Below are 12,245 nucleotides of genomic sequence, written 5' to 3' on the forward strand. Positions count from 1 at the left end.
GCGGGTGTCACGAGTCTGACACCGGAGAGCCCGCGGGTGTGACAGCGGCCGCACACGTTCCCGGAGTCTCCGGCACCGCACACCGGCCACGCCGCGGCTCCGCCCGGGACGGCGATCCCCACCCCGGGCGGAATCCGCTCAGACGCCGGCAGCCCGCGCGGCCTCGTACACCTCGCTCGCCACATCGATGAGTTCGGTGGCATCACGCGTGGTGCTCTGAAGATCCAGCATGATCTCGGGAACGCCGGTTGCGGCATGTGCCACCAGGTCCTCGACGATCTGCGCCACGCTGCCGTGGAACGGCTGTCGCTCCCGGCCCTCGACCGGCTTGGCGCTGTACCGCGCGTTGGCGCGGGCACAGACACCGACCGGCCGTTCACGCCCGCGCTCGGCGGCGACGTCCTGCACGCGCTGCCACTGCTCGGACAGCTGCGACGCGCCCATGGCGACGGGCATCCAGCCATCCGCCCGGTCGACCAGCCGGCGTGTGGCCCGGGGGCTGTTCGCCGGCAGGAAGACCGGGATGGGGCGGGCCGGCTTGGGCCCCACCTCGGACGGGGTGATCGTGGTCAGATCTCCCTCGTACGAGACCGGGTCGGCCCCCCAGACGGCCGCGCACACGTCGAGCAGCTCGTCCAGGACTGCGCCGCGCTTCTCGAAGGGTGCGACGGAAGCGGCCGCGTACTCGTCCAGGGACCAGCCCGTTCCCAGCCCCGCGATCACCCGTCCACCGCTGGCCGCGTCGAGCGAGGCGAGCGAACGGGCCAGCTGGAAGGGAACGTGCAGCGGTGCGACGAGCACACTGGTCCCGAGCCGGGCACGGTCGGTGGCTGCAGCGGCGAGCGTCAGGGTGACCAACGGGTCGGCCACGCTGCGGTACTGATCGGGCCAGGCCAGCCCGGGAATCCCGTACAGCCCCTGGGTCGCCGGCTCGGGAAACAGCACTCGCTCGAACACCCACAGACTCCCGTACCCGGCTCCCTCCGCGGCCCGCGCCACATCGGCCACATCGCGGCCGAGGTCGTACTGCTTCATCTGCGGAAGGCCGAGACCGAGTGGGATGGGCATACGTCTGACTCCCTCTGTGCGCTGTATGGGGCAACTACCCTATGACGGCTCATATGTGAGTGGGCGTCCTACGCGGTGAAGCGGTGACTCCCGGACCCGACCCGGTAGACCGCACAGCCCTCCTCCTCGCGCAGGAACGTGGCGGACGTGTGGGTGACCGCGTCCGGGGTGTCCGCGGGCACCCACACCTCGGCGGTCGTGTTGGGCGGCACGGTGCACGTCAGATCGATTCCGCCGGACCGCACCTTCCACCGCGTGGAGACGGGACCGTAGACCGATGCGAACGTGGCACGGGCCGACGTGACGTCGCCGCCGGGGCGGGGGCGGATGACGATCTCACGGAATCCGGGCCGGCCCGCCGAGATACCGGCGATGTTCGTGTACATCCACTCACCGACCGATCCGTAGGCGTAGTGGTTGAAGGAGTTCATGTCCGGGGTCTGGAAGCTGCCGTCCGGACGGATGGAATCCCAGCGCTCCCACATGGTGGTGGAGCCCTTGTCGATCTGATATCCCCAGCTGGGGAAGGAGCGCTGCTGAAGCAGACGGTAGGCGACATCGGTGTGCCCGGTCGCGGTGAGAACCGGCAGCAGCCTGGGCGTCCCGAGGAAGCCGGTCGAGAGATGCCAGTCCTTCGCCTCGATGAGCGCGACGAGCCGGTCGGCCGCCGCCTTCCGCAGCGCCTCCGGCAGCAGGTCCATCGACAGGGCGAGGACGTACGCCGTCTGTGTGTCGCCCTTCACCCTTCCCTCGTCGGTGACGTACGCGGCCCGGAACGCCTCGGTCACGCGTGTGAAGAGGTCGAGGTAGGGGGCTGGGTCATCGCCCAGCTCCGTGGCCGTCCGGGCCGCGAGATCGGCACTGTGCGCGAAGTACGCGGTGGCGATGACGTCCTTCGGTGTCTCGTCGGAGACGTTCAGCCAGTCGCCGTACCCGCCGTCCGGCCGCAGCAGGCCGTCGCTGTTCTTCTCGAGGAACGTCAGCCAGGCCCGGATGGACGGCCAGGCGTCCTCGAGGACCTGCCGGTCCCCGTACGCCTGGTACAGCGACCAGGGAACGGTGACGCCGGCGTCGCCCCAGCCGGCCGCGCCGTTGCCCACGTTGCCGACGATGGGTGCCACGTCCGTGAAGGCGCCTTCGGCGGTCTGGGCGTCCCGGAGGTCGACGAGCCACTTGGTGAGGAAGCGGGCCGACTCCATCGTGTACGCGGCGGTCGGCGCGAAGACGTTGATGTCGCCCGTCCACCCCAGACGTTCGTCGCGTGCGGGGGTGTCCGTCGGGACGGAGACGAAGTTGCCGCGCTGGCCCCACGTGATGTTGCTGTGCAGCTTGTTGAGCATCGGGACGTCGGTCTCGAAGTCGAAGGTGAACGGGGCGGACGTGTGCATGACGCGGCCGGTCAGTGCGCCGGCCGGGGGAGCGGAGGGGAGGCCGGTCACCTCGACGTAGCGGAAGCCGTGGAAGGTGAAGCGCGGCTCGTACGTCTCGGTGCCACCGCCCTTCAGCACGTAGGTGTCGGTGGCAGCGGCGGTGCGCAGATTCGCGGTGTAGAGGGTGCCGTCCGGGTTGAGGACCTCGGCATGCCGCAGACGCACGCTCGTTCCCGCCTCGCCCGAGACGCGCAGCCGCACCGAGCCCACCATGTTCTGGCCCAGGTCGAAGACGAAGACGCCCGGCGCGGGCTCGGTCACCTTCCTGGCGGGAAGCTCCTTCGCCACCCGGACCGGGCCGTCCACCTGCGCGACGATCAGACCAGGGGCGTCACCGTCCGCGCCACGGACCTCGGCCCACGTCCGGTCGTCGAAGCCGGCCGAGGTCCAGCCGGGGGTCTCCTTGCGTGCGTCGTACGTCTCCCCGCTGAGCAGATCGGCGGAGACGATGGGCCCGGCGGCGGCCCGCCAATCCGTGCCCGACGTGACGCGCCGACTCGTCCCGTCTGTGAACTCGACCTCCAACTGGGCGAGCAGAGACGGGTGTTCGCCGTACTGATGGGGTCCGAACATGCCGACGTTGCCCGCGTACCACCCCGGCGCCAGATAGGCGCCGATGGCATTCGCGCCGGGCCGCAGAAGCGAGGTGACGTCGTACGTCTGGTACTGGACGCGCTCGCGGTAGTCGGTCCAGCCGGGAGCCAGCTGATCGCGGCCCACCCGGCGGCCGTTGAGATGCGCCTCGTACAGGCCGAGGGCAGTGGCGTACAGCCGTGCCCGTGCGATCTTCTTGCGCGGCAGCGTGAACGCGTGGCGCAACTGGTTGGCGGCGAACAGCGCCGGCACGACCTCGCCCCAAGGCGCGGCGCCCCATGCGGCCGCCTCCTTCGCAGCCGGCCAGCCGCTGTCGTCGAAGTCTGGGCCACGCCAGTTGTCCGCCGGCTCGGTGTCCGTCGACTTCCAGGAGTCGTCGGTGACGATGCTCCGTTCGCCAGCCGGAGTACGAAGGGTGAGTGCGGCGATCAGGCCGGCGGCCCCCTCGCTCGCGTTGGCCGCCGCGACGGCGAGGACGTTCTCGCCGGGAGTCAGCTGCGCGAGGACGTCGACCACCGCCGGGTGGCGCCAGCCCTCGTTGTCGGTCGCCAGATCGGTACGGGCGACCTCGGCGCCGTTCACGGAGACCGCGTACACGTTGTCCGCGCTGATGGCGAGCGTCGCGGCATTCACCCCGTCCGGGACATCGACGGTACGGCGGAACCAACGGGTGCCGGCCGGGGCACTGCCGGCGGGTTCACCTTCGGGAAACCAGATCCAGGCGCTGTTCTCCAGCGACGGCGCGTCCGTGAGGGCCGGGGGAGCTGACACCCAGGTGGCGGACCACTGGGCGGGTTCCATGAGGCCGGTCTCCCACCATGAAGGCGCGCTCCAGCCGGACTCGCCACCGTTCGTGTCCCACACTCGAACGGACCAGAAGTAGCGGGTCCGAGGCTTGAGCTGCGGTCCGGCGTAGGGAACGAGAACGGACTCGCCGGACGCGACCCTTCCGCTGTCCCAGACGTCCGGGTGCGAAAGCAGGGCCTCGCTGGAGGCCACCCGGAGCCGGTAGGCGCTCTGTCGCACATCCGAACCGTCCGAGGTGATCGGCCAGCTCAGTCGCGGGTGTCGCGCGTCGAGTCCGAGTGGATTCCGGACGTACTCGACGGTCGGCGCGGTGACGCGCGGCGCTCTGCCCGGCGCAGGTGGCCCGGAAGGCGACGTCGTCGGTGCGGCCATGGCCGGTACGGCTCCCGCTGCGACGGCGCCCACCGTGGCAGCCGCGCTCGTCAGGATGTTCCTCCTGCTGATCATTACGGCCCCTCACATCGAAATGATGAATCGATTCACAGTGCGACGTAGCCGAACGTAAAGGCAGGGCAGGGGAGGGTCAATGAGTATGCAGGGGGTTTCTGGATGGTTCGCCATATACCGCCGACGGCCTGAAGTGGGTCGTAGATAAGTAGAGTTGCTGGATTGAACGGTTTCAATGCCACGTGCCAGCAGTGCTGCCCTGAGGGACCGTCCGGAACTCGTCCACTGTTCGGGGCCGAACACCCGCCGGCTGGTGCCATGTGCGAAATGCGCAGCGGTCGGGCGACGTGCGGACAAGGCTCGAGCGGGCTGCCGCACTCGATGCTGCCGATGCGCGGACCGTTGACAAAAGCGTCACCTGCTAGAAACCTGTCACCTCAACACCGCAAAAAATTGACCAGATCACTCAAAATACTAGGTACTGAGCGTGAGTTTCCGGCAGCCGGCTCGAACTCCCTCCTGTCGGCGTACCTGTTCGCCCCCATCGGTGCACCGGCAGTCCACACCTGGCTCAGACCGGCCGTGTGACGCGGAACGAACGCGTCGTGCGGTGGGTGACGCGCCGCCGTGCTCTCCCGGTCCCACAGCCCCACGGAACAGAGGACAGCATGAGATGGAAGCAACACGGATGGCGGCTCCTCGTCGGGACGGTGACAGCCGCGCTGATGGCGGTCGGGCTCCTGCCGGTCACCGCCTCGGCAGCGATACCCGGCCCCGACCTCGCCTTCGGTAAACACGCAACAGCCAGCGGGTCGAACGCCGCCTACCCGGCCTCGAACATCACCGACGGCAGTCAACAGACGTACTGGGAAGGTCCTGACGGCGCCTTCCCCCAGTGGGTCCAGATCGACCTGGGCAACCGGTTCGATGTCGACCAGGTGGTGCTGAGGCTGCCCAGCACGTGGGAGGCGCGGACCCAGACGCTCGGCATCACCGGCAGTACCGACGGCGACAGCTTCAGCGCCCTGTCCGCCCCGGCCGCACATGAGTTCACCCCGTCGGCGACCAACACCGTCACCATCGGCTTCACCGCGAAGCAGGCCCGGTACATCCGCGTGCGGGTGACGGCCAACACCGGCTGGAACGCCGCGCAGCTCTCCGAAGTGGCGGTCCACGGTCCGGACGGCGGCGACGACCCGGCGCCGCCGGCCGCCGCCGGTTCCAACCTGGCACTCAACAAACCGATCGAGGCCTCCTCGGCCGTCCAGGACTTCGTGGCGGCCAACGCCAACGACGACAGGACCGGCACCTACTGGGAGTCGAACGGCTACCCCTCGACGCTGACGGTGAAGCTCGGCGCTGACGCCGATGTCGAGGCCGTCGTCATCAAGCTCTCCCCGGACCAGGCCTGGGCGGCCCGCACACAGGGGCTCCAGATCCTCGGCCGCGCCCAGTCCGCCACGGACTTCGGCTCAATGAAGGACCGGGCCGACTACGACTTCAGCCCCACCGGCAACCAGAACACGGTGACCATTCCCGTGAGCGGCCGGTACGCGGACGTCCAGCTCAAGTTCTTCTCCAACACCGGCGCCCCGGGCGCCCAGGTCGCCGAGATCCAGGTCGTCGGCACCGCCGCACCCAATCCGGACCTGACCGTATCCGAACTGACCTGGTCACCCGCCTCGCCGTCGGAGAGCGACGACGTCACCGTGAACGCCATGGTACGCAACACGGGTACGGCGCCGGCCGCCGCGACGACGGTCGACGTCAGCATCGGGGGCGTGGTGGCCGGCAGCGCACCGGTCGGCGCCCTTGCCGCCGGCGCGTCCGCCACCGTGCGGGTCGACGTCGGCAAGCGGCCGATGGGCACCTACAGCGTCTCCGCGGTGGTCGACCCGACGGACACGGTCGGCGAGCAGGACAACAGCAACAACAGCCGCACGGCGGAGTCCGAGCTCGTGGTCGCGCAGAGCCCGGGCCCGGACCTGGAGGTGCTCGGCATCACGTCGACCCCGGCCAATCCCGCAGTGGGTGCGTCCGTCGGCTTCACCGTGTCCGTGCACAACCGCGGCACCACGGCGGTGAACTCCTCGACGGTCACCCGTCTTCTCGTGGAGAGCGCCACGCTGAACGGAACGACCGGGGCGGTCCCCGCAGGAGGCACCGTCACCGTGCCCATCAGCGGGAGCTGGACGGCGAAGAGCGGTGGGGCCAACCTGACCGCCACCGCGGACGCGACCGATGTCGTCGAGGAGACGAACGAGAACAACAACGTCTTCTCACGCGCCATCGTCGTCGGCCGGGGCGCCGCTGTCCCGTACACCGAGTACGAGGCCGAAAAGGCCGACTACCGGGGCACGTTGCTGACGTCCGACAAGAAGCGCACCTTCGGTCACACCAACTTCGCCACCGAGTCCTCGGGCCGCCGGTCCGTGCGGCTGGACTCCACCGGCGAGTACGTCGAGGTCACCTCGACCGTCCCGTCCAACTCGATCGTGGTCCGCAACTCGGTCCCGGACGCCTCGGGCGGTGGCGGGGCCGAGGCCACGATCAGCCTGTACGTCGACGACACCTTCGTGCGCAAGCTGACTCTCTCCTCCAAGCACAGCTGGCTGTACGGCGACACGGACAGTCCGGAAGGCCTGACCAACACTCCGGGAGGCGACGCCCGCAGGCTGTTCGACGAGTCCAACGCCCTGCTCGGCGAGACCTACCCCGCCGGCACGAAGTTCCGTCTCCAGCGCGACGCGGGCGACTCGGCCTCCTTCTACGTCATCGACCTCGTCGATCTGGAACAGGTGGCCCCGCCCGCCGCCCAGCCGGCCGGATGCACCTCGATCACCGACTACGGAGCTGTCCCCAACGACGGGATCGACGACACGGACGCCATCCAGCGGGCCGTGACGGCCGATCAGAACGGCGACATCGGCTGTGTGTGGATCCCGCCGGGCCAGTGGCGGCAGGAGCAGAAGATCCTGACAGACGACCCGCTGAACCGGGGCCAGTACAACCAGGTCGGCATCAGGGACGTCACGATCCGCGGCGCCGGCATGTGGCACTCGCAGCTGTACACCCTCACCCCGCCGCAGGACGCGGGCGGCATCAACCACCCGCACGAGGGCAACTTCGGCTTCGACATCGACGACAACACCAAGATCTCGGACATCGCGATCTTCGGCTCCGGCACCATCCGGGGCGGCGACGGCAACGCCGAGGGCGGTGTCGGACTCAACGGCCGCTTCGGCAAGGACACCAAGATCACCAACGTATGGCTGGAGCATGCGAACGTGGGCGTGTGGGTCGGCCGCGACTACGACAACATTCCGGATCTCTGGGGGCCCGGCGACGGTGTCGAGTTCACCGGCATGCGGATCCGCGACACCTATGCGGACGGCATCAACTTCGCGAACGGCACACACAGTTCGACGGTGTTCAACTCCTCCTTCAGGAACACCGGCGACGACTCGCTCGCCGTCTGGTCGAGCAAGTACGTGAAGAACCCGTCGGTGGACGTCGGTCATGACAACCACTTCCGCAACAACACGATCCAGCTGCCCTGGCGCGCCAACGGCATCGCGGTCTACGGCGGTTACGGAAACACCATCGAGAACAACATCGTCTCCGACACGATGAACTACCCCGGCATCATGCTGGCGACGGACCACGATCCGCTGCCGTTCTCCGGGCAGACGCTGATCGCCAACAACGAGCTGTACCGCACGGGCGGGGCGTTCTGGGGTGAGGCCCAGGAGTTCGGCGCCATCACCCTGTTCGCGGCCGGCCAGGACATTCCGGGCGTCACGATCCGGGACACCGACATACACGACTCGACCTACGACGGCATTCAGTTCAAGTCGGGCGGCGGGTCCGTGCCCGGAGCGCAGATCTCGAACGTCCGAATCGACAATTCCGTCAACGGGTCGGGGATCCTTGCCCATGGAGGTGCGCGGGGCAGCGCGACCCTGACCGATGTGACCATCACCGGTTCGGCCGACGGGGACGTCGTGGTCGAACCCGGGTCACAGTTCGTCATCAACGGCAGCGCCGTGAAGGCGTCCGCGAAGAAGTAGGCAGGGCACCGGGACCGGGCACGGCCCGGCCCCCGGCCGGCGCGCCGTCGGAGCGCGCGCCGGCCGGGGGAGCGGCCCGGATCTGGAAGAGTTCACGCCTGACGGGCCCGGTGGTCCTGCCCGGCGGTCACACCACGATGCCGGCGGTGCGGGCGGCGGCCAGCCACTCGGGGAACTCCTGCAGAAGCCGGTCGTAGAGCTGATGGCCGGTGGTTGACCGTGGGGAACGGCCGGCGTGGAAGAACCCCGCGTTGTCCACGACGCGTCGGTCCGGTACGGAGAGCGTGTCCAGCTTGCGCAGGAAGGCGAACTCGTTGTCGTCCGGGTCGCCGAAGCCTATGAACTGCCAGAACAGCGGCAGCCGCGCCGCCTTGCAGAGATAGCGTTCAGCGGCGAGTTTGCTGGTGGGCCCGCCGTCGGTCTGGAAGACGACCAGGGCCGGGGCGTGACTGCCGGACGCTGTGTAGTGGTCGATGACCTCGTCCATGGCCCAGTGGTAGTTCGTACGCCCCATGTGACCGAGGTTCTGGTGCAGTTTGTCGATACGGGCCCGGTGCCGGCCGAGCGTCAGATCGGTGGATCCGTCGACGTCGGTGGAGAAGAAGACCACCGGCACGATGCCGTCGTCATCGAGATGGGCCGACAGCGACAGCACCTGCTCGGCCAGGTGCTGCATGGTGCCGTCCCGGTAGTAGGGCCGCATCGACCCGGAGCGGTCCAGCACCAGGTACACCGCCGCACGTACCCCCTCGAGTCCCCGTCGGCGGAGGCTGTCGCCCGCCGCCTCGTACAGGCTCACCAGGTCGGGTGCACGTTCCTGCACCTTCGTCAGACTGATCGCCGGGGTACGCCCACCGCTGCTCGTCGAGATCACTCCCTCATGGTGGGGCCTCTCGCCGTCCGGGGGGTGCCGAACCGCACACCGGCCCGCACGCGCTCCGTGAACGTCTCAGGCGCGGAGGGCCTTGCGGAGGCTTTCGCCGAACTCCGTGGGACGAGTCGTCAGGCCGGTGTGCCCGCCGGGGAAGTGGAGGAGTTCCGTACCGAGACGGCCGGCCAGGAAGGCGGCCGGGCGGTAGGGCAGTTCGCCGCGTGAGTCCTCGCCGCAGGCGAGCACGAGACGGTGCGAGAGTGCTTCGAGTCGGTGGACGTCCGGGACGTAGGACATGAAGCCGGGCACGATGCGTCCGACGAAGTACGGCAGGTCGGCCATGGTCCGTTCGGCCCGCGCCGCCGCCCGCGCCGCCGCCTGCGGCGGAAGCTCGATGTCGCCCTCGGCCCTCGGCCCGGTGGTGTCGCCCTCCTTCTTCAGACCCGCGGCGAACACGGCCATCGCAGGCATGAGCCCCTGCGTGCGGAACGTCTCGGTCACGCGCGCGATGAGCGCGCGGTGTTCGGGGGCGTCCGGCAGTACCTCCACCATCGGCGGCTCGTGCGCCACGACGCGTTCGACGCGGTCCGGATGGGCGGTGAGCAGGTGCACCGCGGCGATCGCACCCGAGCTGGCACCGAAGACGCGGGCCGGCTCACCGGGTGCGAGCAGCTCCAGGAGCCGGAACGCGTCATCGGCGTGCTCCGCGACCCGCTGCTCGGCAGCGGGATCGTCCAGCGTGCTCCGTGACATGCCACGCGGGTCGTAGGCCGCGACGGTGTACTCCGTGGCCAGGTCCTCGACGATGCCGTCGAAGGAGGCGGCGCCGCCCGTTCCTCCGGGGATGAGCAGCAGGAGCGGGCCACGGCCGCGCACTTCGTAGTGCAAGGTCGCGCCGTCCACCCGAAGGCTGCCGGTGGTCGGTTCACTCATGCCGGGTCCCCTTCCCGGGAGGCGGGCCAGTGCTCCAGGAGCGTGTGCAGGGCTTCGAGGGCGCGGCTCCAGGAGCGCTGTGGTGGACGCTCGCGCCCGAACCCACCCGCGGCCTCCAGGGCGACGAAGCCGTGGAACGTGCTGCGCAACAGCCGGACGGCGTCGGTGAGGTCGGGCTCGGCCAGCCCGTAGGCGCGCAGCATGCCGTAGGTCAGCTCGACCGCCCGGCGCGGCCCGGGCGCCTTCGCCACCAGCTCAGGATCGATCTCCATGGGTGTCTGTGTCGCCATGTAGCGGCCCGGATGCTCATGGGCGTACTCCCGCCAGGCGTCCGCGAACGCGACCAGCGCGTCCCTGCCTGCCCGGCCGGCCGTCGCCTCCGCGATGCGCACCGTCTTCTCGTCCGCCGCCAGCAAGGCGATCCGCCCGCGCAGATCGTCGAGGCCACGGACATGGGTGTAGAGGCTCGCGTCCTTCACCCCGAGTCGCCGGGCCACCTGAGACATGGTCACCCGGTCGAGCCCGACCTCGTCCGCGAGCTCCGCGCCCGCGATCGTCACCCGCTCGCCTGTCAGACCGGCCCGTGCCATGCGCCCTCCCGAGTTCCTAGGACCCCTAGTTATATCCTAGGGATCCTAGGAAGGCAACCGGGCCGCCGAAGAGGTTCGGTTTTGAAGGGCCTGCGGGCGGGCGAAAATGAAACGAAAAGAATACTAAGTAACCCACACCGGCGACAGCTGCCCCGCCCCCTATTTCATTTCGTCTCTACGTCCGGTTCAATGGTTATGAGGCCAGCCACGGTGCTCGGGGGAGAGCGATAAAGTCACCGGTCGAGGATTGAAGCCGCTGAAAGCGGAAAAGAATCTATCGAGCTTGCGCAGGACGTCGTATGCGGGCTCACTGTATCGAAGTGGCTCACATTTTCGCGCACCCATATGCATCCTCAGGGGATGGGTGGGTGCTTGGTGCTCAAATTCCGTACGCCTCCGGGGCTCTCCGCTTCTGCCTGAAGCCGGTGGGCCTTGGTCCCCTTGCCGCGACACACGCGACGAGCGGTCGGTCACCATTTTCACGGAGGTGTTTCGGGTGTACGAATACGGACGGCGCGCGGGTGGTCGCATTCGCCCCGTGCGGCGATTATCGGCGCGATATCGGTGCCTAAGAATTCTCCGTTTCCTCGCCTATCCTCTTCTCCTGACGGCCACCCTCCTCGTGGCGGCCGGTTCGCTGATTCTGCACTGGGACCCGGGCCGGGTCAGCCCCCTCTTCCTGGTCGGCACGCTGCTCTACCTGACCGCCTTGGAACGGCTCATCCCGCACCGGCGCGACTGGCACCCCAGCGGCCCGGAATGGCGCTGGTACGGCATCTACTTCCTCTTCACCATGGTGAGCAGTGCGCTGGCACAACTCGGGGTGACCACGGCGGTCGGACGGCTGGCACCGGCCGATCCGGCGCTCCCGCTCTGGGCTGATATCCCGGCCGCCCTGCTGAGCGGTTCACTCGCCAGCTACCTGGTGCACCGGCTCGGGCACACCAACCCACTGCTGTGGCGGCTCCACGGAGTGCACCACGTACCGCAGAAGGTCAACGTCGCCAACAACGGTGTCAACCACGTCCTCGATATCGTCCTGGCTCAGGGAGCCGTCCAACTCACCCTGGCACTGGCCGGCTTCTCCCGGGAGTCCGTGCTCGCCACCGGGCTGTTCGTGGCCGCGCAGGGCTACTTCGTCCACGCCAACATCGACGTGCGCATCGGCCCGCTCAACCATGTCCTGGCGAGCCCCGAACAGCACCGCCTGCACCACAGCACGGATCTGTCCGAGGCGGGCCAATACGGCTCCGACCTCTCGTGCTGGGACCACCTCTTCGGAAGCTTCACCTGGCGGCCCGGGCGAGAACCGGCCGCGGTCGGTCTCCACGATCCCGCGTCGTTCCCCGCGACCGGTGAGATTCTCGGCAGCCTTCTCCACCCGTGGCGCCGCGCCGAACGGCCGGGAAGCGCAAGCGTCTGACCCCCGGGCCCCGGCCCTGCACCACCGACTTCGGCGCTGCCTTCCGGCAGCGCGACCACCTGATGAGGAGTG

7 protein-coding genes are annotated in these 12,245 nt (G+C 68.9%); 2 read left to right on the forward strand and 5 right to left on the reverse strand.

From position 1 onward, the window contains the following. Positions 1-138: 138 nt before the first annotated feature. Complete coding sequence (locus ACFVJX_RS02010; protein WP_384125069.1) at positions 139-1,068, reverse strand: LLM class F420-dependent oxidoreductase; 930 nt, start codon at positions 1,066-1,068, stop codon at positions 139-141. A 68-nt stretch (positions 1,069-1,136) separates the two neighbouring features. Further along, the gene (locus tag ACFVJX_RS02015; RefSeq protein WP_384125067.1) at positions 1,137-4,346 is read right to left on the reverse strand and encodes an alpha-L-rhamnosidase; all 3,210 of its coding nucleotides are present in this window, start codon (positions 4,344-4,346) and stop codon (positions 1,137-1,139) included. A gap of 608 nt (positions 4,347-4,954) precedes the next feature. On the opposite strand from ACFVJX_RS02015, the gene ACFVJX_RS02020 reads away from it, so the two are divergent. Continuing rightward, on the forward strand, positions 4,955-8,356 hold the full coding sequence (locus tag ACFVJX_RS02020; RefSeq protein ID WP_384125065.1) for a CARDB domain-containing protein: 3,402 nt from the start codon (positions 4,955-4,957) through the stop codon (positions 8,354-8,356). Positions 8,357-8,483: 127 nt separating this feature from the next. On the opposite strand, the gene ACFVJX_RS02025 is transcribed toward ACFVJX_RS02020, so the two are convergent. The 3 genes from ACFVJX_RS02025 to ACFVJX_RS02035 all read right to left on the reverse strand — a co-directional run bounded on the left by ACFVJX_RS02025 (position 8,484) and on the right by ACFVJX_RS02035 (position 10,750). Then, positions 8,484-9,230 carry a vWA domain-containing protein gene (locus ACFVJX_RS02025; protein WP_384125063.1) on the reverse strand — a complete coding sequence of 249 codons (747 nt, stop codon included), beginning with the start codon at positions 9,228-9,230 and terminating at the stop codon, positions 8,484-8,486. 75 nt (positions 9,231-9,305) lie between these two features. Beyond that, positions 9,306-10,160: an alpha/beta fold hydrolase gene (locus tag ACFVJX_RS02030; protein ID WP_384125061.1), complete on the reverse strand. Its 855-nt coding sequence runs from the start codon at positions 10,158-10,160 to the stop codon at positions 9,306-9,308. Further along, a complete protein-coding gene (locus ACFVJX_RS02035; RefSeq protein WP_384125059.1) occupies positions 10,157-10,750 on the reverse strand; it encodes a TetR/AcrR family transcriptional regulator in 594 nt (197 codons plus the stop codon). Before ACFVJX_RS02035 ends, ACFVJX_RS02030 begins: the two co-directional genes overlap by 4 nt. 529 nt (positions 10,751-11,279) lie before the next feature. On the opposite strand from ACFVJX_RS02035, the gene ACFVJX_RS02040 reads away from it, so the two are divergent. After that, complete coding sequence (locus ACFVJX_RS02040; RefSeq protein WP_384125160.1) at positions 11,280-12,173, forward strand: sterol desaturase family protein; 894 nt, start codon at positions 11,280-11,282, stop codon at positions 12,171-12,173. Positions 12,174-12,245 lie beyond the last annotated feature (72 nt).

The organism is Streptomyces sp. NPDC127177, assembly GCF_042672475.1.
Lineage (GTDB): Bacteria > Actinomycetota > Actinomycetes > Streptomycetales > Streptomycetaceae > Streptomyces.